Origin of the sequence: Mesorhizobium sp. M1428, from assembly GCF_040317515.1 — a bacterium.
GTDB lineage: Bacteria > Pseudomonadota > Alphaproteobacteria > Rhizobiales > Rhizobiaceae > Mesorhizobium.
Genome location: NZ_JAMYKT010000021.1, coordinates 1 through 23,358, shown reverse-complemented (window position 1 = coordinate 23,358; position 23,358 = coordinate 1). Strand labels below are relative to the sequence as shown.

Here is a 23,358-nt window from a genome sequence, read left to right as displayed (position 1 = left end):
CCCGAAATAGCCCAGCGTCAGCTGCCCTTGCCGGCGATGCTGGTGATCTTCTGGATGAAATCGTTGACCGCCCGGTCGAGCGCCGCGTTCTGCTTGTCGTCGCCGAAATCGGGAACGATCAGCGAGACATGCCGTGTCCTACGCATGCCTGCAGCCAGCGACATTTTTCCCGGATGCGCCCGATGGTAGGCTTCAAGGAAATGATCGCGTTCGGCCGGGCTGAAATGGCAAACGGAGAAGATAGCCGGCAAATGCTTCGACGGGATCGGCGTCGAATAGGCCGGGCTGGAAATCTGCGTGACGAAGCTGCGATGCTTGCCCAGCGCATCGGCGAGGCGCTGGCGCATGCCGGACGGGCGCTGGTCGATCACCTGCGACAGGATCGTCTTGTAGGCGCGGATCGCCTCTTCGGGGCCGGATTGCGACGCTTTGTCTGACATGCCGGGGCCTAGATCGAAACGTCCGCGATGGCCGCCTTGGCCATCGCGAGTTGGGCGGGAGCGACGGAGAGGTCACGCAGGCCAGTTTCAAGCAGCGCCGGGATCGAGGCGGGGTCGCCGCCGGCATCGCCACACAGGCTAACCGGGATATTGTGCTCACGGCCGAAGGCGGCAACCGAGGCGATCAGCCGGAGCACCGCCGGGTGCCTGACGGAATTCAGATGTGCGACCGAAATGTTGTCGCGAGCGGCAGCCATTACGTATTGGGTCAAATCATTCGAACCGATCGAGAAGAAGGCGGCCTTGGCGAATGCCTCCGGTGCGATGGCCACCGACGGCACCTCGACCATGATGCCAAGCGGCGGCATTTTTTGCGCGATGCCGCGCGCCAAAAGGTCAGCCTGCTCTTCCGCGAACAGCGCGGTGGCGTGTTCATACTCTTCCGGAACGGCGATCATCGGGAACATCACCTTCAGATTGCCGTGCATGGCGGCGCGTAGCAAGGCGCGGATCTGCACGCGAAAGACCTCTGGGCGCACCAGCGACAGCCTGATCCCGCGCAGGCCAAGGAATGGATTACCTTCCTCGACGGTCAGGCCCGGCACAGGCTTATCGCCGCCCGCATCGACGGTACGGATCGTCACCGGCTTGTCGCCTGCCCATTCCAGCACTTTGCGGTAGGCGCGATATTGGGTTTCCTCGTCCGGCAGCGTCTTGCCGAACAGGAATTCGGTCCGCATCAGCCCGACACCGTCGCACGCCGCAGCATCGATGCTGTCGACATCGGACGGATCGGCAATATTCACCTGCACGCGGACCGCTATGCCGGTCTTCGTTGCTGCCGGCCTTGTCAGATAGGCTGCCGCTTTGCCGCGATGCGCTGCGAAAGCCAACGACGATCGTCGGAATGCGTCGATCTCCGCTTTCGAAGGCGCCAACACGATGCCGCCATGTTCGGCATCGAGCAGAGCCATTCCGGCAAGGTGAGCCGGCGAAGCACCGGGCCCGGCCACCCCACGCGCCACGAGCCCAAGCCCCACCACCATTGGCACGCCGCGTGAGCGTGCCAGCATTGCGACATGACTTGCAGCACTTCCGGCCGTAAGTGCTATGCCGCCGCCGGCACTCCAGTCGGTCTCGAGGAAGCGCGTCGGTGCGATATCCTCGCCGTAGAAGATCGCACCCGCCGGTGCGGCAATGTCGCCGCCCCCGGTCAGCGCGCGTAGCACCTGGTCGCGTATATCGCGCATGTCGGCCGCGCGCGCCCGGAAATAGTCCTGGTCGGATGTTTCGTAGCCGGCGATCTCGGCGTCGAGCGCTGTTCGCCAAGCCACATCAGCAGCCATGCCCTCGACGATGTGCGCAAAGGCCGGACCGGTCAGCGCGTTGTCCTCCAGCATGGCGAGCTGGAATTCGAGGATCCCGGCCGCCTCGCTGTCGCTGGTTTCGATCAATGTCGCGAGCCGGCCTGCGGCAATGGAGATGGCGGCTTCAAGCGCCGCCTTCTCGTCCGCGGCAGTCGCCTTGCGGACATAACGCACAGCAGCCTGGTCCAGATCGAACAGCGGCCCCTCGGCATAGCCGGCCGATGCCGAAATGCCCTGCAGCCTAAGCGGTTCGGGCATGGTCCTTGCCTTCGTCGAAATCGCGCCGCACCAGCTCGACCAGCGCGCCCACCGCCTCACCGGCGCCGTCCCCTCTGGCTCTGATATGCAGGACAGTACCTTTCGGCGCTTTCGCAGCCATTACCTTGACGATGCTCTTGGCGTCGAGCCACGGTCCGTTGGCGGCGAGCGCAATCTCGACGTCGGCCGAAAACGTCTTGGCAAGCTTGGTGAACTTCACCGAAGGACGCGCATGCAGTCCCACCTCATGGGTGATCAGGACGCTGGCTTCGACTGCTGCGGACATGCTTGTCAAAATTCCCGTTCATTCACGACGGCGACAGTTCGTGCGCCGTCGCCACCACTTCCTTGAGCGAGGCGCCGCCGGAAGCCTCGGTTGCCGCCATCACCGCGCCTTCGACGATCGGCGCATTGCAGACGATGATCTTCTGGGCGCGCGGTTCGCCGATCATCTCGACCGCCATCTCGCTATTGGTCTCGGCACCGCCGAGATCGACGAGGATCGCGACACCCGCCTCCGACCAGGCCTTGTCGATGGCGCCTATGATCGCCTCGACATTGGTTCCCAGCCCGCCATGGCCGTTTCCGCCGCACCATGCAAGCGGCACTTCGTTGCCGACCATCTGCCGCACCATGTCGGCGGTGCCTTCGGCGACCAGCGGCGAATGCGATACGATGACGATGCCGACATTGCTCATGCGCGCCTCTCGATTGTCTCGGCTACGGCCCGCACCAGAAGCGCGGTCGAGCGTGCGCCGGCATCCATATGACCGATCGAACGGTCGCCAAGGAAGGAGGCGCGCCCACGCAGCGCCTTCATCGGCACGGTCGCGTCGGCCGCGTTGTCGGCGATCTCGACGATGTCCGCTGCCGCCTTTCCCTCCAGCAGGGCCTCATGCACCGGCTGCAGCACGTCGAGCATGGTTTTTTGCCCGGCCTGCGACTTGCCTCGGGCGGCCACTGCTTCGATCGCCTTGCCGAAGGCCGCCGCCAGATCGGCGCGATCCGGCGCGGCGGGAATCTCCTTGCCGAGCGCCATGAACAGCGTGCCGAACAAGGGACCGGAGGCTCCGCCGACGGTCATCACCAGCTTGGTGCCGATCGCCTTCAGCGCCTCGGGCAACGGCTTTGCCGCGAACGCGCCGGCCTCGGCCCGCACGGCCTCGAAGCCGCGTTTCATGTTGAGCCCATGGTCGCCGTCGCCGATCGCCTGGTCGAGCCTGGTCAGCTCTTCGGCATGGGCGGCGATGGTGTTTGCCGTCGCCTCGATCAGCTTGGAGAGATCCGCTGCCGCCATGTCACCCATGCTCCTGGCCCCTGCGCTGCCGGCAGTACGAGAAAATTGCATATCCGGCAATTGAAGCATTCTTTTCCCCAGTCAAGCGGGTTCGAGCAACGCAGCGAGGGCAGTGAAGACCTCGGCGACGGCAAAGGCGCCCGGATCGACCACGCCGTCGAGCTCGCTGCCAATATAGGCGGACCGCCCGGCCTTGGCCTTGCGCATGGCAGCGGTGGCCTCGGCTCCGCGTTGCGCCGCGACCGCCGCATCTTCCAGACTCCCCTTATCCAGCGCCCTCAAGGCGGGTTCCAGGGCATCGATCATCGTGCGATCGCCGATCCTCGCTCCACCATAGAAGGACACCCGATCCAGGCCAGCGAGAAGCGCCTTGGGAAGCGTTTCGCCAGACTGCAGCGCCTGCGCGGCGGCGGTGAAGAAGATCGACAGCAGCACGCCGCTAGAGCCGCCCATGCTGGCGCTCAGGATGTCGCCGACGGCGGCGAGCGTTGCGGCAGGGTCGGCGAGCGGCAGTGTCGCAATGCGGCCTAGCACGCTGCGCGCACCGGCCGCCACAGTCGATCCGGTGTCGCCGTCTCCAGCCTTGGCGTCCAGTCCGTTCAACGCGCCTTCAAGCGAGATCAGCCGTTCGCAGACCGCGACCACCAGCCGCTCGGTGCGCGCGTCCTGGCTGGCTTTCGACGCGTTGCCAAGGCTGCCGGCTTTTGCCATCGGCACGATGCTCATTGGGCCAACCGCTCTTGCCGGCAGCCAGGCGTGAGGACCTACCGGCGCCCGCAACGCCGCTTCGCGCGGCGCATCGAGCCGGATCAGCGACAGAGAAAAGCCGTTCATGTTGAGCGCCGTCATAAGCTGCCCAGGCCCGATCGTCAGCGTCACCTTTCGTGCCAGCGGTGATGCCAACACCGCATTGGCGACAAGCAACATTTCCAGCGGTGGCACCGAACCGAGATTGTTGATCAGCAAGGCGTAGTCGCTGGCCGGATCGAGCCGCGCGGCAAGGCGCTCCGACATGATCGCAACCAGTCTTTCGGCACTTTGTATCGCAATCCGCTCAACGCCCGGTTCGCCATGGATGCCGAGGCCGAGTTCAGCGTCGTCGGCGCCAAATCTTTCGTCATGGCTCTGGCCGGGGATCGAGCAGGACGACAGCGATATGCCGAGTGAAACGATATCCGCCACCGCGGCGCGCGCCGCAGCGGCAACCGTCGCCAGATCGTTGCCGGCTTCTGACAGATAGCCTGCGATCTTGTGCACGAACAAGGTGCCGGCAACGCCGCGCGGCTGGGCAATGTCCGGCAGGGCAATGTCGTCGGCGACGATCACCATCTCGACGCGGAAGCCTTCGGCGCGCGCCTTCTCGGCGGCCAAGCCGAAGTTGAGGCGATCGCCGGTATAGTTCTTGACGATCAGCAGGCACCCGGCGGGACCGGTCACCGCGCGGATGGCGGCCAATACTGCTTCCACGCTCGGCGAAGCAAAGATCTCGCCCGAAACCGCCGCCGTCAGCATGCCCATGCCGACGAAGCCGGCATGGGCGGGTTCGTGCCCGGCCCCGCCGCCGGAAATGACCGCGACCTTGGTCTTATCCCAGTCGGCGCGGAGAATGACCTTGATCTCGGGATAGCCGTCGAGGCGAGCGAGAACGCCGGCGCCGGTCGTGCCGAGAAAGCCGTCCAGGGCCTCAGTTACGATCGTATCCCTGCGATTGAAAAAATGCTTCATCGAATTGGTCCAGTCCGGTGCCCGAAATTGCCGGTTGAAAGGTGCCAGGAAAACACTCGCGCAGCGCTCACATCAGCCGTCGCCCATCGGCGCCGAAATACAGCGGCGAGCGATAGCGGATCATGATCTTGTCGCCCTGCGCCAGGTCGGTGTCGGGGTCGGTCAGCGTCACCAGCTTCTTGGTCCCCACTGTCACGTGCAGATGGTTCTGGTCGCCGAGATGCTCGACCCAATCGACGACGCCGTCGGCATGGCCGTTCGCGGCCTTCTCGATCGAAAGATGTTCGGTACGCGCACCGATTGTCTTGGTTCCCGTCGGCGCGCCGCCATCCGGCAGCAAGCCGACCGGCAACAAATTGATGGCCGGTTGGCCGAGCCTTGCCGCGACGTGAAGGTTTGCCGGCTCAGAATAGATCGTGCGCGGGGAACCAATCTGCACCAGCACGCCGTCGGCGAGGATGCCGATGCGGTCGGCCATGGTCATCGCTTCGATCTGGTCGTGTGTGACGTAAAGCATGGTGGCGCCGAGTTCGGCCTGGATGCGCTTCAGCTCGAGCCTGAGATCGGCGCGCAGCTTGGCGTCGAGCGACGACAGCGGCTCGTCCATCAGGTAGATCGACGGCTTGCGCACCAAAGCGCGGCCGATGGCGACGCGCTGCATCTCGCCGCCCGAGAGTTTGGTCGAGCGATTATTCAGCTTGTGGTGGATGCGCACCATCTTGGCCACATCCTCGACGCGGCGGCGGATCTGGTCCTCCGGCATTTTCCGCGCCGGCGAGCGCAGCGGAAAGGCGAGGTTGTCGTAGACTGACAGATGCGGATAGAGCGAATATTGCTGGAAGACGAAAGCGGTGTCGCGCTCGGCCGGCGACAGCGTCGTCGTGTCGTGGCCGGCAATATGGATCGAGCCCGCTTCCGGCCGCTCCAGCCCGGCGATCAGCCTGAGCGTCGTCGTCTTGCCGGCACCGGTCGGCCCGAGCAGCACGACGAATTCGCCGTCGGCGATATGCAGGTCGAGATTGTCGAGGGCGACATGCTCGCCAAAAACCTTGGTCACGCCTTTGATGTGAACGTCAGCCATGATGCGCTCTCCCCTGGGAGGCCGAGTCATGGATTTCGGTGCGCACCGCACGCCCGGATCCTTTTGCGAACAGCGACAGCCGCGCGCTGCTCAGCGCCAGGCCGACATGATCGCCCGGATTGAGTCGGATTTCGGCCGGCACCCTGGCCTTGATGATGCCGTCTGCCGTCTCCACCGCCACGATCTGAGTCGTGCCGAGATATTCCGTGCCGTAAATAGCACCGCGCAACTTCGAAGCGTCGTCGAAGCGGATGTGCTCCGGTCGGATGCCAAGCGCCATCTCGGCCGGCGCGACATCCTCGCGCACCTCCGGCACGGCCACCTTCGCGCCCTGCACAACAATTTCCCTGGCACCCTTTGAAAGGCCTCCGCCGAAGCCGAGGAAATTCATCGGCGGCGAGCCGATGAAGTCGGCGACGAACATCGTCGCCGGCCGGTCGTAGATCTCGCGCGGCGTGCCGAATTGTTCGATGACGCCGTGGTTCATCACCGCGATCTTGTCGGCCATCGACATCGCTTCCATCTGGTCATGCGTGACATAGACGGTGGTGGCGTGGATGCGGTTGTGCAGTTCGCGCAGCTCATGGACCATCAGGTCCCGGAATTCGGTGTCGAGCGTGCCGAGCGGCTCGTCCATCAGGAAACATTTTGGCCGCCGTACGATGGCGCGGCCGAGCGCCACGCGCTGGCGATCGCCGCCGGCTAGCCCGGAGACCGATTTGTTGAGCAGATGGTCGATCCGCAACAGCTTCGCCGTCTCTTCCACCCTGGCTCGGATTTCAGCGCCTGGCATGCCTTGCGCCAGCAGTGGAAAGCCGATGTTCTTCCGCACATTCATGTGCGGATAGAGCGCGAACAGCTGGAATACGAAGGCAATGTCGCGCTCGCGGGCACGCCGCATGGTGACGTCCTCGCCGCCAAGCAGGATCTTGCCGCCGGTCGGCAGTTCGAGCCCGGCGATCATACGAAGCGTCGTCGTCTTGCCGCAGCCCGACGGCCCCAGCATGACGAAGAATTCGCCGTCCTCGACGACGAAGTTGGAATCCTGCACGGCGACGAAATCGCCGAATGCCTTCCTCAGATGTTCGACCCTGATCTCGGCCATCGTCTACTCCGGAAATTTCGAGACGATGATGAACATCGCCGTGCCGGCCAGCATGGTGATGAAGGAATAGGTGTAGAGCGCCAGCGCGAAGGGCTGGAACAGCATCAGGAAGCCGATCGCGATGATCGCGGTGGCGACGTTTTCCATCAGCCCGCGCCTGGCCCAGACGGGCCAGCGCGATTTGCGTTTAGTGGTCAGGTTCATTTGCGCACCGCGCCGAAGGTGATGCCGCGCAACAATTGCTTGCGAAGCAGGATGGTGAAGACAAGGATCGGCACCAGGAAGATCGTCGTGCCGGCAGCGACCGCCGGCCAGTCCTGGCCGCCTTCGCCAATGATGGTCGGGATGAAGGGCGGCGCGGTCTGCGCCGTGCCCGAAGTCAGCAGCGCGGCGAAGGCATATTCGTTCCAGGCAAAGATCAGGCAGAAGATGGCTGTTGCGGCAATGCCGGTGGTCGCCTGCGGCAGTACGGTGCGCCAGAACGCCTGCAGCCGCGTATAGCCGTCGATCATCGCCGCTTCTTCATATTCGCGCGGGATCTCGTCGATAAAGCCTTTCAGCAGCCATACCGCCAAGGACACGTTGACCGCCGTATAAAGCAGGATCATGCCGAGCGCCGTATCCGACAGGCCAAGCTCGCGATACATCAGGTAGATGGGAATCGCGACGGCGATCGGCGGCATCATCCGCGTCGACAGGATGAAGAACAGAAGGTCGTCGGCGAGCGGCACCTTGAAGCGCGAAAAACCATAGGCCGACAGCGTGCCGAGGAACACCGCGCAAAACGTCGAGCCGAACGCGATGATCAGCGAATTGACGAAGCGCGGCATGAAGTTCGACGGGCCGGCGATCACCATGTTGCGCTTGCGCACCGTCTCGTCGCACAGGCCCGTCGCCGGCCCAAGCGAGTTGATGTATTCCGGCGTCTGCCTTGTGCGCGTCGTGAACAGGTTGCAGTAGCCCTCAACGCTCGGCTGAAACAGGATCTTCGGTGGGTAAGCGATGGAATCGGGCGGCGTCTTGAAGCTGGTGGCGAAGATCCACAGCAGCGGCACGATCGAGATCAGCGCGTAGGCGACGATGATCGTGCCGGCGACGCGCTTCGACGTGGCCGACGGCGCGACAACGGAATGGGCTGACGTCAGGCTCATCTCTGCTTCACCTTGTTGAGCGCCTTGACGTAGATGTTGGCCAGCCCGAACACCGCGACGAACAGGATGATGGCGAAGGCCGAGGAATAGCCCGTCCGCCAGCTTTCGAAGGCCTGCCGCTTCAACGTGATCGAGGCCACTTCGGTGGTCGATCCCGGCCCGCCGCCGGTGAGCAAATTGACCATGTCGAACATCTTGAAGTTCTCGATGCCGCGAAACAGCACCGCCAGCATGATGAAGGGTAGCGCCATCGGCAGTGTGATCGACCAGAACTGCCGCCAGTTGGAGGCGCGGTCGACCTCGGCCGCTTCGTAGATGTATTCGGGGATCGAGCGCAGGCCGGCGAGGCAGATGAGCATCACGTAAGGCGTCCACATCCAGGTGTCGACGATGATGATCGACCATGGCGCCAGTGACACGTTGGAGAGCATGCTGATTTCGGTTGCTGGTATGCCGGTGACGAACGAAACGGCGTAGGCGAACAGCCCGATCTGCGGCTCGTAGAGGAAGCGCCAGAAATTGCCGACCACCGCCGGCGACAGCATCATCGGCACCAGGATGATTGTCGTCCAGAAGGCGTGGCCGCGGAACTTGCGGTCGATCAGCCAGGCCAGCGTAAAGCCGATCAGCGTTTGCAGCAGGATGGTCCAGAACACGAAATGCGCCGTCGTCTGCATGGCGATCCAGATGTCCTGGTCAGCCAGGATGCGCTTGTAGTTCGCCAGCCCAAGGTTTTTCACAACCTCGTTGGGCCGATTGGCGCGAAAATTGGTGAAGGACAGATAGATCGCCCAGAACAGCGGGAAGATATTGATGGCGAGAAGCAACAGGATCGTCGGCGAGATGAACAGCCAGGCGAGGCCCTTGTCGCTGATGCCCCGGACCTTGCGGGCCAACGGCTCAGGCGTAGCCCGGGCAACGCTGTCCGCCGTCCGATTGAGCATGGTCAGTCCTGCTTCGGTCACTTGGCTCGTCTCGACAATGGAATTTATCTGAACTGTGTCCCGTGCCAAGGGTGGCACGGGACGGTTCGGTCATGGGCTCGGGAGGAGCCGTTTACATCTTGCCGTCGTCCTGGAACACCTCGGTCCAGTCCTTGACGAGGCCGTCGAGCGCATCCTTGGCCGAGCCTTGCCCGGCAACCACATAGTCGTGGAAGCGCTTCTGCGATGCCTGCAACAGCGGGGCATAGCTCGGCTCGGCCCAGAAGTCCTTCACGATGGCCATCGAGTCGAGGAAGGTCTGCGCGTAGGGCTGGCTGGCCGGGAAGGCCGGGTCCTTGACGACCGCGTTGAGGCAGGAATAGCCGCCGAGCGACCACCATTTGGACTGCACGTCCTTGTTGGCGAACCATTTGATGTATTTGAGCGCGGCTTCCTGCTTGTCGGAATAGGAGACCACCGAGATGCCCTGGCCCCCGAGCTGGGCGAACTGGTCGCCGTCCGGACCTTTAGGATTGACGAAATAGCCGATCTTGTCGCCGCCGACATTCTCGTCCTTCTGCAGGCCTGGCCAGGTGAAGGCGAAGTTCATGTGCATGGCCACCTGGCCGGATTTGAAGGCATCGACGCCTTCGCCCATGTAGCTGTTCGAGGCGCCGGGAGGGGTGCAGCAATCGTAGAGGGCTTTGTAGAATTCCAGGCCCTTCACCGATTTATCGGAGTTTACGAAGCCTTCCATCTCGTAGGGCTTTTTGGGGTTCTCGTACTGGAAGCCGAAGCTGTAGAGTACGTCCATGGCGCCCATGGTGATGCCTTCCGAGCCGCGCTCGGTATAGATCGACGCGCCATAGACGGTCTTGCCGTCGATCTCGCGCTTCTGGAAGAATTCGGCGATCTGCTTCAACTGGTCGAAGGTCGTCGGCGGCCCGAGATCCCAGCCGTACTTTTCCTTGAATTCCTTCTGCAGCTCCGGCTTGGAGAACCAGTCCTTGCGGTAAGTCCAACCGACAACGTCGCCCATAGCCGGCAACGCCCAGTAATTCGGCGAGTTCTTCGGCCATTCCGAATAGCCAACGACGGTCGCCGGCACGAAATCGTCCATGCTGATCTTCTCCTTGTCGAAGAAGTCGTTCAGCTTGACGTAGTGGCCGTTCTCGGCGGCACCGCCGATCCACTGGCTGTCACCGATGATCAGGTCGCACAGCTTGCCGTGCGAATTCAGCTCGTTGAGAAAGCGGTCGGCATAGTTGGTCCACGGCACGAATTCGAATTTCATGCCGATGCCGGTTTCCTTGGTGAAGTCCTTGGACAATTCCACAAGCGCGTTGGCCGGGTCCCAGGCTGCCCAGCAAAGCGTCAGATCTTCTGCCTGCGCGACGTTCGAAACGGCTGTCGATGCAAAGAGTGTCGAGGCCAGTCCCAACGTCAGTTTCAAGGTCGATTTCATGCCTTCCTCCCATTTGCGAAACGCGTCCGGATGACGGTTTCAAGAGCCCGCTAAACCCCTCCTCCGGGGCCTAAACACTACGACGCGGCGGCGCACCGGATGTTTAGTAATTTGTTTAGTGATGCAATTTTTACTAAACAACGCAAGCGAATTCGTTGCTGCATCGCAGCATGCTGGATAGGAAAGCAACGTGAGAAGTTGCGGCGACCTGCCTAGGTCGCCGTCTTGTTGCTGATCGCCACCGGACGGATCACTGGGGCCGGCGGCAGCAGCGCGCGGATGTCGGCGAAGGGGAAGACCGGCTCGAAGCGGAAGGCCTCGGCGAACGATCCGGCTGGGCCGTTGCACTGGCCGGCGCGAAAGGCGTTCTGCGTGCGCGCCGCGTCGACGAAACGCTCGGGATCCTGCGACTGGTGCGCCCGGATGGCGTCCACCTTTAGATCGAAATGCCTGGAGATATCGACATAGTGCGTTGGCGAAAACCCGGTGCCGCCGAACGTGTCGGCATGCAGCACCGGCACCGAGAATGACGCTGCGATGCGCACGCTATCCGATAGCGCGCGGTGGTCGCCATGATAGTCGTTCGGCGCATGGGTGATCGCCAGATCCGGCCCTATCTCGCCGATCAGTGCTTTCAGCGCCCCGATCAGCGCGGCATCGGCGACCAGTGCGCCATCGGGAAAATCGAGAAAGCGCGGCGTCACGCCAAGCAGGCCGGCCGCCGCCATCGCCTCCTTGCGGCGCGTGCGGGCCAGCGCGGCCGGATCGCCATAGCCGCCCCTGGCGCCATCGGTGGCTATGGCAAAGAAGAGTTCTGCGCCTTGCGCGGCATAAGCCGCCATCGTACCGAACATGAAGATCTCGATGTCGTCCGGATGCGCGCCAAGCGCCAGTATCTTCACTCTCATCTCTCCCGGAAACGGAAAAACGTGCCCAACGGAATTCTGCTCGCTCTCATCGCCTATGCAAGCTATTCGTGCAGCGACGCCGTTGTCAAAAGCCTGGGCGGGCAGTTCAACGTCTTCGAGATCGGCTTCTTCTCGACATTGTTTGCCGGCTGCTTTCTGCTCTTTGCCAGGCCGGCAGGCGAGCGCTGGCGCGATTTCTGGCGCACGACCCGGCCGTGGGCGGTACAGGCCCGCGCCTGGGCCGGCATCGCCTCGGGCGTGCTCAGCGTCTACGCCTTCACCACCATCCCGCTGGCGGAAGTCTATGCGCTGATCTTCCTGGCGCCACTGTTCGTCACCATCCTGGCCACGCTGGTCCTCAAGGAGAAGGTCGGCCCATGGCGGTGGCTGGCGGTCGTCGCCGGCTTTGCCGGGGTCATGCTGGTCGTCAGGCCTGGGTTTCGCGAGTTGCAGCTTGGTCATCTGGCGGCGTTCATCATCGCCTTCCTGGCCGCCACCAATGTCATCCTGATGCGTTCGCTGGCCGCGCAGGAAAAGCGCACGACGATGCTCGGCGTGCTGATCGGCTACGGCCTGCTCTTCAACGGCGTCGGTGCGGCCGCCACCTCGTTCACGCTGCCGGATGGCAGGCAATGGGCCTGGCTGGTGCTGGCCGGCGCCTTTACCGCCGGCGGTCAGCTGCTGCATCTGCTGGCGGTCAAATACGCACCGGCCAACCGCATCGCGCCGACGCATTACTCGCAGATCGTCTGGGCGGTGGTTTTAGGTGCGCTGTTCTTCAGGGAATATCCGGATTTTCTGTCGCTGGTCGGGCTCGCCGTGGTCGGCGGTTCCGGCCTGCTGACGATGGTGCGCGAGGAGGTGCGGCTCGGCACCGTGCGCTGGAACCCGTTTTCGCGGACCAGGCTTTGAGTCGGCGCCGAGGTTGCGCCGCGACCGCCACCGCTGATATGCGGTCGCTGCCAACTGGCTGCACAGCATAGCACAATGACCACAAAACCCTTGCCGGAACTGCCGGTCTCCGCTGTATTGCCGGCGCTCAATGAAGCGCTCGGCCATGGCAACAGCGCCGTGCTGGTGGCGCCGCCCGGCGCCGGCAAGACGACGCTGATTCCACTGGCGCTGCTCGACGCTGAATGGCTCGGCGCCGGAAAGATCATCCTGCTCGAGCCGCGCCGCCTCGCTGCCCGCGCTGCCGCCCGCCGCATGGCCGAATTGCTTGGCGAAGAACCCGGTGAGACGGTCGGCTATGCCATGCGCATGGAAAACCGCACTTCCGCGAAGACCAGGGTCCTCGTCGTCACCGAAGGCGTGCTCTCCCGCATGATCCTCGACGATCCCGAACTGCCCGGTGTCGCGGCGGTGTTGTTCGACGAGTTCCACGAACGCTCGCTCGACGGCGATTTCGGGCTGGCGCTGGCGCTCGACGTGCAAAGTGCGCTGAGGACCGACCTCAGATTGCTGGTGATGTCGGCGACGCTCGACGGTGCGCGTGTCGCAAAATTACTGTCCGGCTCGCCGGTGATCGAGAGCGCAGGCCGCGCCTTTCCGGTCGATGTCCGCTATGACGAGCGGCAGGGCGGCGTCACCATCGAGGACGCGATGGCCAGGACGATCCGCTCGGCGCTTGCCGGGGAGGAGGGCAGCGTGCTCGCTTTCCTGCCCGGCCAGCGCGAGATCGAGCGCACCGCCGAGCGGCTGGCGGGCAAGGTCGGCGCCGATACCGACATCGTGCCGCTCTACGGCATGCTCGACAACAAGGCGCAGGACGCGGCGATCAAGCCGGCGCCGCTCGGCCGCCGCAAGGTCGTGCTGGCGACGTCGATCGCCGAAACCTCCATCACCATCGACGGCGTGCGCGTCGTCATCGATTCCGGCCTGTCGCGGCTGCCGCGCTATGAGCCGGCGAGCGGCCTGACGCGGCTGGAGACGGTACGTGCTTCCCGCGCTTCCGCCGACCAGCGCGCCGGCCGTGCCGGGCGCACGCAGCCGGGCGTCGCCATCCGGTTATGGCGGGCCGAGCAGACGGCGGCCCTGCCGGCCTTCACGCCGCCGGAAATCCTCGAGGCCGATCTTTCCGGCCTGTTGCTCGATTGCGCCGCGTTCGGTGTCGCCGATCCGACCAGCCTGTCCTTCCTCGACCCCCCGCCGGCTCCGGCGCTCACCGAGGCTAGGGCGCTGCTGCGCGCGCTCGATGCTGTCGATGCGGCAGGCCGCCTGACGGAAGCCGGTGCCGCGATGCGCAAGCTGGCGCTACCGGTTCGGCTCGGCCATATGGTCGCCGAGGCGGCAAGGACCGGACAGGCGCTCGAGGCGGCGATGCTCGCCGTGCTGCTCACTGAGCGTGGCCTTGGGGGCGATGGTGCCGATCTCGAACGGCGGCTGATGCGCTTTCGCGCCGAAAAATCGCGGCGTGCCACCGCTGCCCGGCAGCTGGCCGAGAGATTGGCAAAGCAGGCGTTACCCTCCCCCTTGAGGGGAGGGGGGGTACACCCAGCGGGGCGGGGTGGGGGGGGGGGGGGCCCCCCCAAGCCGCGCGCCCCCCCCCCCCCCGCCCCCGCGGCGGCGGGGGGGGGGGCGGCCCCCGGGGCGGGCACGCCATCGCCGACCCCACCCCGTCTCCCTCGCCTTGCTGCGCAAGGCTCACTCGCCGACCCTCCCCTCAAGGGGGAGGGTAATGCCGGCGCTCTCCTCATCCATGCCTGGCCGGATCGGGTCGCCAAAGCGCGCGGCGAGCGTGGTCGCTTCGTGCTGGCCAACGGCTCGGGCGCCATGCTCGACGCCTCCGATCCGCTGGCCGGCGAGACCTGGCTCGTCGTCGCCGACCTGCAGGGCAAGGCGCAGAACGCCCGCATCACTGCGGCGGCAGCCATCGATGAGACGGATATCCGTGCCGTGCTGGCGGAAAGGATCGAGACGCGCCGCGAGGCGAGCTTCGACCGCGATAGGCGCGCGGTGCGGGTGCGCGAAACGGTTCGCCTCGGCGCCATCACCCTGTCCGAACGCATGCTGCCGGCGCCGACCGGTGCCGACGCAGACAGCGCCATTCTCGGCGCCTTGCGCGAACACGGCCTGTCCCTGTTGCCGTGGAACAGGGAGGCGGAGATGTTGCGGCAGCGGCTCGGCTGGCTGCATCGCGGCCTTGGCGCACCATGGCCCGATGTCTCCGATGCCGCGCTCGCCGAGCGCCTCGACGACTGGCTGCTGCCGTTCCTTTCCGGTGCCGCATCCTTTGCGGCGATTGATCCCAGCGTGCTTTCGCAAGGCCTGATAACGCTGGTGCCGCACGAATTGCAGCGCAAGATCGACATATTGGCGCCGACCCACTTCGACGCTCCGTCGGGCAGTCGGCTGCCGATCCGCTATGACGGCGAATGGCCGGTGCTGGCGGCGCGCGTGCAGGAGCTGTTCGGCCTCGACCGGCATCCGGCGATCGCCAACGGCACTGTGCCGCTGACGCTCGAATTGCTGTCGCCGGCGCATCGGCCGATCCAGACGACGCGCGACCTGCCCGGCTTCTGGCGCGGCTCCTGGGCCGATGTGCGGGCAGACATGCACGGCCGCTATCCCAGGCATGTCTGGCCGGAGAACCCGCTTCTCGCCGCCGCCACCAGCCGCGCCAAGCCGCGCGGTACCTGATGCTTCGAGGCTGTCATCCCGAACGGAAGGCAAGCTTCGGCAGTTTTTCGGAAAAGACCTCCGGCTGTTTCCCCTCTATAATCATTGGCCATGATAAACATCCTGCACGCACCCGACTTCCAGCAAAGCCAGCGGCTGCGCCTCAACACGCTGATCAGGTTGCGCTGGCTTGCCATCGTCGGCCAGAGCCTGACCGTGCTAGTCGTCGCTTACGGGCTGAAATTTCCGCTGCCGGTCAGCATGTGTTTTGCGCTGATCGCTTGTTCGGCCTGGATGAACCTTTTGCTGACCTTCCGCTATCCGGCGGCGCATCGGCTTACCCCGTTCTCGGCCTTCGCCATCCTGACCTTCGATAGCCTGCAGCTTGCCGGCCTGCTCTACATGACCGGCGGCCTCACCAATCCGTTTTCGCTGCTGATGACCGTGCCCGTCGTCGTCTCTGCGACGTCGCTGCCGCTGCGGCTGACGGCCATGCTCGGCGCGCTGGTGATCGTGGCGGCGACGCTGCTGGTCTTTTACCACCTGCCGCTGCCCTGGTACGAGGGCGCGCCATTGGCGATGCCGTTCATCTATGTCGCCGGCATATGGATGGCGGTGTTCTGCTCCATCGCCTTTACCGCGATCTATGCCTTCCGGGTGGCCGAGGAGGCGCGGCTGCTTGCTAACGCGCTTGCCGCCACCGAACTGGTGCTGCAGCGAGAACAGCATCTCTCGGCCCTCGACGGCCTCGCAGCGGCCGCCGCGCACGAGCTCGGCACGCCGCTCGCCACCATCACGCTTGTCGCCAAGGAGATGGAGAAGGCGCTTGGCGAAGATCCGAAATACGGCGAGGACGTGAAGCTGCTGCGTTCGCAGAGCGAGCGCTGCCGCGAAATCCTGAAGCGCCTGACCAGCCTTTCCTCCGAGAGCGAGGTGCACCTCTCGCGTCTGCCGCTGACCTCGCTGGTCGAGGAAGTGACGGCGCCGCACCGCGATTTCGGCATTTCGATCAAGCTTCGGCCGGGCGAGCGCATCGGCCCGGAACCGGTGGGCCGGCGCAATCCCGGCGTCATTTACGGCCTCGGCAATCTGGTCGAGAACGCCGTCGACTTTGCCCGCAAAAACGTCACCATACGCTGGAAATGGAATGAGGCCGCCGTCAGCTTCTCGATCATCGACGACGGGCCGGGCTTTCCGCCGGAGATCATCGACCGCATCGGCGAACCCTATATGTCAACGCGCCAGGGCACCGAAGCCGGCGGCGGCCTCGGCCTCGGCTTGTTCATCGCCAAGACCTTGCTCGAACGCTCCGGCGCGACGCTCGATTTCCGCAATTCGAGCGAGCCCGGCGAGGGCGCTATCGTGCAGATATCGTGGCCGCGCAGCGTCTTCCTCAATCCCGAGCAGGCTTCGGCCACCATGTTCGACACGGCCTAAATTGGACAATAGCGTTGCGAAACTATATTTGCGTAAAAATCAGGCAGCAGGATTTTCAGCACGATGAGTACTGACGAAACGATTGGCGCAATGGTCGAAGGCGAGGACACCTCGCTGCTGATCGTCGACGACGACAAGCCGTTCCTGACGCGGCTTGCCCGCGCCATGGAAACCAGGGGTTTCGTGGTCGAGACGGCGGAGAGCGTCGAGGAGGCGGTTGCCAAGGCGCGCGCCAATCCGCCGGCTTATGCGGTGGTCGACATGCGGCTGGCCGACGGCAACGGCCTCGACGTCGTCGCTGCCATTCGCGAGAAGCGCGACGATGCCCGCGCCATCATCCTCACCGGCTACGGCAACATCGCCACTGCGGTGACGGCGGTAAAGCTCGGCGCCATCGACTATCTGTCGAAGCCGGCCGATGCCGACGACATTTTTGCGGCTCTGACCCGCACCGCGGGCGAACGCGCAGCGCCGCCCGAAAATCCAATGTCGGCCGATCGCGTGCGCTGGGAGCACATCCAGCGCGTCTACGAAATGTGCGACCGCAACGTCTCGGAAACCGCACGCCGCCTGAACATGCATCGCCGCACGCTGCAACGCATCCTCGCCAAGCGCGCGCCGCGCTAAAGGGCTCTGACTACAGGCTTGCCCGGCCAGCGCTGTTTGCGCATCATCGCTTGGCGGTGTCGGACCTTGCCGCTGATACGACGGAGGCGACATGCAGGACGAAAAGCGGCTGGTCTCCATGCTGCGCGAATTCCTCGACAGCGAGGCGGCCGGCGGCCTCATCCTGATGGCTGCGGCGGCCTTGGCCCTGATCGTCGCCAATTCGCCGCTGGGCGAGGCTTATTTCTCCGCCCTCCATGCCTATCTCGGACCGCTCAGCGTCTCGCACTGGATCAATGACGGCCTGATGGCGGTGTTCTTCCTGCTGGTCGGCCTCGAGATCAAGCGCGAGATGCTCGACGGCCAGCTCTCGACCTGGCCGCGCCGCGTGCTGCCCGGCATCGCCGCCGCCGGCGGCATGGCAGTGCCGGCACTGGTCTACGTCGCCATCAACCGCAACAATCCAGCCGCTCTGTCCGGCTGGGCGATTCCGACCGCCACCGACATCGCCTTTGCGCTCGGCGTGCTGTCGCTGCTCGGCAGCCGCGTGCCGGGCTCGCTGAAGATATTCCTCACCGCGCTCGCCATCATCGACGATCTCGGCGCCGTGCTCATCATCGCGGTGTTCTATACCAGCGGCCTGTCGCTCGCCTATCTCGGCGCCGCCTTCGCCGTCATCGCGCTGCTGGTGGTGCTCAACCGCATGCGGGTGCTGACGCTGCTGCCCTATATCGTGCTCGGCATCGTTCTGTGGGTTTTGGTGCTCAAATCGGGCGTCCATGCGACGCTCGCTGGCGTTGCGCTGGCCCTCACCATCCCATTGAAGATATCGCCGGGCAGCGGCCACGATCTCGACCATTCGCCGCTGCACCGGCTCGAACACGGCCTGCACAAAATCGTCGCCTTTTTCGTCATCCCGATTTTCGGCTTCGCCAATGCCGGTGTCTCGCTTGGCGGCCTCAGCGCTGCCGCCCTGGCCGAGCCGCTGACGCTCGGCGTCGCCGCCGGTCTCGTCGCCGGCAAGCTGGTCGGCGTGTTCGGGTCTTCCGCGCTTGCCATCCGGCTTGGCTTCGCCGATCTGCCGGTCAATGCCGGCTGGCTGCATATGGTCGGCATTTCGCTGCTGTGCGGCATCGGCTTCACCATGAGCCTGTTCATCGGCCTGCTCGCCTTCGCCAGCGACGTCGCTCTGCAGGACGCGGTCAAGGTCGGCATCCTCGCCGGCTCCTTCATTGCCGCGCTCCTCGGCGCCGCTGTGCTGCTGGTGGCGCCGGCCGCAGGCGAAGCGGAGGAGGCGGAAGAATAGGCCCCGTCTCCTCGCGGGCGCTACCCGTGCGCAACCATGACGTGGCGGACGGCTGTATAGTCCTCCAGCGCGTAGAGAGACATGTCCTTGCCGTAGCCGGATTGCTTCAGTCCGCCATGCGGCATCTCGTTGGTCAGCATGAAATGGGTATTGATCCAGGTGCAGCCATATTGAAGCCGGGCCGCCGTCGCCATGGCGCGCGAAACGTCCTTGGTCCACACCGACGACGCCAGGCCGTAGTCAGAGTCATTGGCCCAGTTCACCGCTTCGTCGACTTCGGAAAAGCGGGTGACCGAGACCACCGGGCCGAACACTTCGCGGCGCACGATCTCGTCCTCCTGCAGCGCGCCGGCAACGACGGTCGGCTGGTAGAAGAAGCCGGAGCCCTCGCCAGGCTTGCCGCCCGTGGTGATCTCGATGTGCTTGAGCTCAGAGGCGCGCTCGACGAAGCTTGAGACGCGGTCGCGCTGGCGACGCGAGATCAACGGGCCGATCTCGTTTTCAGTATCGTCAGGACGATCATATTTGATGGTCGAGACCGCAGCGGAGAGGTCGGCGACGAGCTTGTCGTAGATTTTCTTGCCGGCATAGATGCGGCAGGCGGCGGTGCAGTCCTGGCCGGCATTGTAATAGCCGAAGGCGCGCAGGCCGTTGACCACCGCACCGAGATCGGCGTCATCGAAGACGATGACCGGCGCCTTGCCGCCGAGCTCGAGATGCGTGCGCTTGACCGATTTGGCGGCGGCCTGCAGCACCTTCTTGCCGGTGGCGACGTCGCCGGTGATCGAGATCATGTTGACCTTCGGATGGTTGATCAGCGTGTTGCCGACGCTGTCGCCGCGGCCGAGCACGACGTTGACGACGCCTTCCGGCAGGATCTCGGCAAGGATTTTAGCCAGCTTCAGCGCGGTCAGCGGCGTCTGTTCCGACGGCTTGAAGACGACGGTGTTGCCGCCGGCAATCGCCGGCGCCACCTTCCAGGCCATCATCATCAGCGGATAGTTCCACGGCGCGATCGACGCGACAACGCCGATGGCGTCGCGGCGGACCATCGAGGTGTGACCGGGAATGTATTCGCCGGCGACCTGGCCGGGCATCGAGCGGACCGCGCCGGCAAAGAAGCGGTAGCAGTCGACGATCGCCGGGATCTCGTCATTGAGCACGGCATTGATCGGCTTGCCGCAGTTCAGCGCCTCGAGCGCCGCGAAATCCTTTGCCGCGGCCTCGATGCGATCGGCGATCTTCAGGAGATAGCCGGCGCGCTGCGCCGGCGTGGTGCGCGACCAGGTGACGAAGGCTTTTTCGGCGGCAAGCACTGCCGCTTCGATCTGCGCTGGGCTGGCCTCGGGCAGATTGAGGATGGTCGCCCCGGTCTTCGGGTTGAGGATCGGTTCCTCGGTCTCGGTGCCTTTTTCGAATTTCGAGCCGATCAGCATCTGCGTGTCCATGGAAGTCTCTCCCTTATGAACGAGATCATTTGCCCGAACCGGCGATCTGGTCGCCGTCGCGGGTCAGGTAATAGGCAGCGAGGATGGGAAGCAGCGTCACCAGCACCACGACCATCGCCACTACATTGGTGACCGGACGCTGGCGCGGACGGATCAACTCTTCGAGCATCCAGATCGGCACCGTCTGCTGCTGGCCGGCGGTGAAGGTGGTGACGATGACCTCGTCGAAGGACAGCGCAAAGGCGAGCATGCCGCCAGCCAGCAGCGCGGTTGCGATGTTGGGCAGCACGACATGCCGAAAGGTCTGGAAACCGTCGGCGCCGAGATCCATCGACGCCTCGATCATCGAGCCGGACGTGCGGCGGAAACGGGCGACGGCATTGTTGTAGACGACGACCACGCAGAAGGTGGCGTGGCCGAGCACGATCGTCCAGAACGAAAACGGGATTTCGGCCAGCGCGAAGGCCGAGCGCAGCGCAATGCCGGTGATGATGCCGGGCAGCGCGATCGGCAGGATGACCAGCAGCGAGATGGTTTCGCGGCCGAAGAATTTTGTGCGGGACACGGCCGCGGCGCACAGCGTGCCGAGGACCAGCGCGATGGCGGTCGAGATCGCCGCGACGCGCACCGACAGCGACAGCGCCTGCCAGACGTCGGGCCGGTTCCAGGTGACGGCGAACCATTGCGTGGTCAGGCCCGGCGGCGGCCAGACGAAGCTCTTCTCCTCGATGGTGAAGGCATAGACGAAGATCAGCAGGATCGGCAGGTGCAGGAAGAGCAGGCCGCCGGTGGCAGCGAGCTTCAGGCCGAGAGGCGCGGATGGGCCACGGTCAGAGCGCATCGAAAGCCCCCATACGCTTGGCGCCCCAGAGATAGAAGCCCATGATGACAATGGGCACCACGGTAAAGGCGGCGGCAAGCGGGATGTTGCCGGCAGTGCCTTGCTGCGAATAGACGGCCTGGCCGATGAACAGCCGCGAGGTACCGATGATCTGCGGGATGATGTAGTCGCCGAGCGTCAGCGAGAAGGTGAAGATCGAGCCGGCGACGATGCCGGGCAGCGCCAGTGGGAACAGCACGTTGCGGAAGGTCTGGCCGGGCGAGGCTCCCAGATCGGACGAGGCCTCGACCAAATTGCCCGGCACGCGCTCGAGTGCGGCCTGCACCGGCAGGATCATGAAGGGCAGCCAGACATAGACGAAGACGATGAAGGTGCCGGTTGAGGAGACCGACAGCGAGTTACCGCCGACGACCGGCAGCGATAGCCAGGCATCAAGCAGCCATAGAAGATGCAATTTGGCCAGCAGCCACGTCAGGATGCCTTCCTTGGCCAGGATCAGCTTCCAGGCATAGATCTTGACCAGGTAGCTCGACCACAGCGGTAGCATGACGCCGAGATAAAACAGCGCCTTCCAACGGCCGCGCGCATAGCGCGCCGCATAATAGGCGATGGGAAAGGCGATGACCGCCGACGCGAACGTCACCAGCGCCGCCATTGTCACCGTGCGCAGGATGATGTCGAGATTGGCGGCCTGCAGCAGGTCGCCATAGGTCTTTAGCGTGAACTGCCGGTTGATCAGGCCGGAGAACTCGTCGATCGAAAAGAAACTCTGCAAAAGCAGCGCGAACAGCGAGCCGATATAGACGATGCCGAGCCACAGAACCGGCGGCAGCAGCATGAGCAGAAGCAGGAGTTGCGGCCGGCGCCAGAAGAGATCCGACAGCGCGCCGCGCAAGCCGCCGCTTCCCGGCAGGATGGCGGGGGCGGGACTGGAGTTGAGCGCGGCGATGGTCATGACGCGCCTATCGTGTTGATTGGATCAATGGTGGAAAGGCCGAGATCCTTCACACCCCCCTCTGTCCTGCCGGACATCTCCCCCGCAAGGGGGGAGATCAGCAGCTTGTCTGCCCCGCCAGTTCTGCAATGTTGGAGATTGGCGAAGCCAGTGGTAACGGCCAATCTCCCCCCTTGCGGGGGAGATGTCCGGCAGGACAGAGGGGGGTGCCGTAGGGCGCCAACCTCGGACGCATACCCCGCTTCAAACCCGGCCCTCATCCCAGCTCGTCCATCAAATGCAAATGCTCGCGGTTGAAGGTGAGCACCACCGCCTCGCCCTCCCGGGGCAAGGCAGCACCCGCCGGCACGATGGCATGCAGCCGCAAGCCCTCTGCATCGAGTGCCAGTCTTGTCGTGGCGCCGAGATAATTGGTCGAGACGAGGCGGGCGGCAACGCCTTCGCCGTTGGCCCGGCCAATACGGATGGATTCGGGCCGCAGGCTGCCCCAGCGATGCTGGCCGGCATAGCGCTGGACGAAATCCGGCGGCAGCACGTTGGACGAGCCGACGAAATCGGCGACGAAGCGGGTCTTGGGGCGCTGGTAGATGTCTTCCGGCGTGCCGATCTGCATGATCTTGCCGTCGTTGAAGACGGCGACGCGGTCGGCCATCGACAGCGCTTCGCCCTGGTCGTGGGTGACGAACACGAAGGTGATGCCGAGCGCCTTCTGCAGCGATTTCAACTCCTCCTGCATGTTTTCGCGAAGCTTGAGGTCGAGCGCGCCGAGCGGCTCGTCGAGCAGCAGCACCTTGGGTTGGTTGACCAGCGCCCGGGCGAGCGCGACGCGCTGGCGCTGGCCGCCGGAAAGTTGACCAGGGCGACGCGCGCCGTAGCCGGGAAGCCGCACCAGCGCCAGCGCCTCTTCCGCCGCCTTTTGCCGCTCCGATCTGCCGACGCCCTTGACCATCAGCCCATAGGCGACGTTGTCGAGCACGTTGAGATGCGGGAACAGCGCATAATCCTGGAACACGGTGTTGACGTTGCGGCGATAGGGCGGCACGCCCTCGGCGCGTTCGCCGAAGATCGAGATCGAGCCCGCCGTCGGCTGCTCGAACCCGGCGATGAGGCGCAGGCACGTCGTCTTGCCCGAACCGGAAGGCCCGAGCATGGCGAAGAACTCGCCCGGCACGATGTCGAGATCGACCGCGTCGACGGCACGCACGCTGCCGAAATGGCGGGAGACTTTTTGGAAGGAAACGGCGGAGGTCATGGGCTGTCCTGATCTGTCAGGCTCATTAAATTTCAGGCGGTTGTGCCGCCCCTCATCCGCCTGCCGGCACCTTCTCCCCGTATAGCGGACGCTATCGGATTCACACATTTTGCAGATTGAGTTTGGTTCCGTACTTGATGGCGTGGAATTCGGCGAGGCCGATGCGCATGACCTT

The 23,358-nt window shown here is 64.4% G+C and carries 22 protein-coding genes; 5 read left to right on the top strand and 17 right to left on the bottom strand.

All coding sequences use genetic code 11. The annotated features are described in order from the left end of the window. Window positions 1-17: 17 nt before the first annotated feature. From NKG60_RS24335 to NKG60_RS24275, 13 genes are all read right to left on the bottom strand, one after another. A complete protein-coding gene (locus NKG60_RS24335) occupies window positions 18-440 on the bottom strand; it encodes a hypothetical protein (protein ID WP_352869803.1) in 423 nt (140 codons plus the stop codon). An 8-nt stretch (window positions 441-448) separates the two neighbouring features. Next, window positions 449-2,065 carry a phosphoenolpyruvate--protein phosphotransferase gene (gene ptsP, locus NKG60_RS24330; protein ID WP_352869801.1) on the bottom strand — a complete coding sequence of 539 codons (1,617 nt, stop codon included), beginning with the start codon at window positions 2,063-2,065 and terminating at the stop codon, window positions 449-451. Then, window positions 2,049-2,351: an HPr family phosphocarrier protein gene (locus tag NKG60_RS24325; RefSeq protein ID WP_352869799.1), complete on the bottom strand. Its 303-nt coding sequence runs from the start codon at window positions 2,349-2,351 to the stop codon at window positions 2,049-2,051. Before NKG60_RS24325 ends, ptsP begins: the two co-directional genes overlap by 17 nt. 22 nt (window positions 2,352-2,373) lie before the next feature. Further along, window positions 2,374-2,763, bottom strand: a complete 390-nt coding sequence (dhaM, locus tag NKG60_RS24320; protein WP_352665432.1) for a dihydroxyacetone kinase phosphoryl donor subunit DhaM — start codon at window positions 2,761-2,763, stop codon at window positions 2,374-2,376. Continuing rightward, on the bottom strand, window positions 2,760-3,362 hold the full coding sequence (dhaL, locus tag NKG60_RS24315) for a dihydroxyacetone kinase subunit DhaL (protein ID WP_352869796.1): 603 nt from the start codon (window positions 3,360-3,362) through the stop codon (window positions 2,760-2,762). Before dhaL ends, dhaM begins: the two co-directional genes overlap by 4 nt. 81 nt (window positions 3,363-3,443) lie before the next feature. Next, window positions 3,444-5,087, bottom strand: coding sequence for a dihydroxyacetone kinase subunit DhaK (locus tag NKG60_RS24310; RefSeq protein ID WP_352975780.1), 1,644 nt, complete (start codon window positions 5,085-5,087; stop codon window positions 3,444-3,446). Between the two features lie 67 nt (window positions 5,088-5,154). After that, complete coding sequence (locus NKG60_RS24305) at window positions 5,155-6,168, bottom strand: ABC transporter ATP-binding protein (protein ID WP_352869792.1); 1,014 nt, start codon at window positions 6,166-6,168, stop codon at window positions 5,155-5,157. Next, complete coding sequence (locus NKG60_RS24300; protein ID WP_352869790.1) at window positions 6,161-7,273, bottom strand: ABC transporter ATP-binding protein; 1,113 nt, start codon at window positions 7,271-7,273, stop codon at window positions 6,161-6,163. The genes NKG60_RS24305 and NKG60_RS24300 overlap by 8 nt, the downstream gene beginning before the upstream one ends. 3 nt (window positions 7,274-7,276) lie before the next feature. Beyond that, window positions 7,277-7,477 (bottom strand): hypothetical protein, encoded by a 201-nt coding sequence (locus NKG60_RS24295; RefSeq protein WP_352665425.1) that lies wholly within the window; start codon window positions 7,475-7,477, stop codon window positions 7,277-7,279. Beyond that, window positions 7,474-8,424 (bottom strand): carbohydrate ABC transporter permease, encoded by a 951-nt coding sequence (locus tag NKG60_RS24290; protein ID WP_023717959.1) that lies wholly within the window; start codon window positions 8,422-8,424, stop codon window positions 7,474-7,476. Before NKG60_RS24290 ends, NKG60_RS24295 begins: the two co-directional genes overlap by 4 nt. Next, the gene (locus tag NKG60_RS24285; RefSeq protein WP_031211681.1) at window positions 8,421-9,368 is read right to left on the bottom strand and encodes a carbohydrate ABC transporter permease; all 948 of its coding nucleotides are present in this window, start codon (window positions 9,366-9,368) and stop codon (window positions 8,421-8,423) included. Before NKG60_RS24285 ends, NKG60_RS24290 begins: the two co-directional genes overlap by 4 nt. 112 nt (window positions 9,369-9,480) lie before the next feature. Next, window positions 9,481-10,812: an ABC transporter substrate-binding protein gene (locus tag NKG60_RS24280; RefSeq protein ID WP_352665424.1), complete on the bottom strand. Its 1,332-nt coding sequence runs from the start codon at window positions 10,810-10,812 to the stop codon at window positions 9,481-9,483. 212 nt (window positions 10,813-11,024) lie between these two features. After that, complete coding sequence (locus NKG60_RS24275; RefSeq protein ID WP_352869788.1) at window positions 11,025-11,714, bottom strand: PIG-L deacetylase family protein; 690 nt, start codon at window positions 11,712-11,714, stop codon at window positions 11,025-11,027. Window positions 11,715-11,741: 27 nt separating this feature from the next. Here NKG60_RS24275 and NKG60_RS24270 point away from each other — a divergent pair, with 27 nt between their 5' ends. The 5 genes from NKG60_RS24270 (at window position 11,742) to nhaA (ending at window position 18,687) form a co-directional block, all read left to right on the top strand. Continuing rightward, on the top strand, window positions 11,742-12,632 hold the full coding sequence (locus NKG60_RS24270; RefSeq protein WP_352869786.1) for a DMT family transporter: 891 nt from the start codon (window positions 11,742-11,744) through the stop codon (window positions 12,630-12,632). Window positions 12,633-12,707: 75 nt separating this feature from the next. Beyond that, window positions 12,708-15,359 carry an ATP-dependent helicase HrpB gene (gene hrpB, locus NKG60_RS24265; protein WP_352975777.1) on the top strand — a complete coding sequence of 884 codons (2,652 nt, stop codon included), beginning with the start codon at window positions 12,708-12,710 and terminating at the stop codon, window positions 15,357-15,359. Between the two features lie 90 nt (window positions 15,360-15,449). Continuing rightward, window positions 15,450-16,775, top strand: coding sequence for an ActS/PrrB/RegB family redox-sensitive histidine kinase (locus tag NKG60_RS24260; protein WP_352866770.1), 1,326 nt, complete (start codon window positions 15,450-15,452; stop codon window positions 16,773-16,775). Between the two features lie 63 nt (window positions 16,776-16,838). Then, window positions 16,839-17,402 (top strand): ActR/PrrA/RegA family redox response regulator transcription factor, encoded by a 564-nt coding sequence (locus NKG60_RS24255; RefSeq protein ID WP_023676342.1) that lies wholly within the window; start codon window positions 16,839-16,841, stop codon window positions 17,400-17,402. Between the two features lie 91 nt (window positions 17,403-17,493). Beyond that, window positions 17,494-18,687 (top strand): Na+/H+ antiporter NhaA, encoded by a 1,194-nt coding sequence (nhaA, locus tag NKG60_RS24250; protein WP_352866772.1) that lies wholly within the window; start codon window positions 17,494-17,496, stop codon window positions 18,685-18,687. A gap of 20 nt (window positions 18,688-18,707) precedes the next feature. Here nhaA and NKG60_RS24245 read toward each other — a convergent pair whose 3' ends face one another. From NKG60_RS24245 to NKG60_RS24230, 4 genes are all read right to left on the bottom strand, one after another. Next, window positions 18,708-20,135 (bottom strand): gamma-aminobutyraldehyde dehydrogenase, encoded by a 1,428-nt coding sequence (locus tag NKG60_RS24245; RefSeq protein WP_352866775.1) that lies wholly within the window; start codon window positions 20,133-20,135, stop codon window positions 18,708-18,710. 25 nt (window positions 20,136-20,160) lie between these two features. Continuing rightward, complete coding sequence (locus tag NKG60_RS24240) at window positions 20,161-20,976, bottom strand: ABC transporter permease (RefSeq protein WP_352665415.1); 816 nt, start codon at window positions 20,974-20,976, stop codon at window positions 20,161-20,163. Beyond that, window positions 20,966-21,931, bottom strand: coding sequence for an ABC transporter permease (locus NKG60_RS24235; protein ID WP_352665414.1), 966 nt, complete (start codon window positions 21,929-21,931; stop codon window positions 20,966-20,968). Before NKG60_RS24235 ends, NKG60_RS24240 begins: the two co-directional genes overlap by 11 nt. Window positions 21,932-22,187: 256 nt before the next feature. Then, a complete protein-coding gene (locus NKG60_RS24230) occupies window positions 22,188-23,183 on the bottom strand; it encodes an ABC transporter ATP-binding protein (protein ID WP_352665413.1) in 996 nt (331 codons plus the stop codon). Window positions 23,184-23,358: the final 175 nt, after the last annotated feature.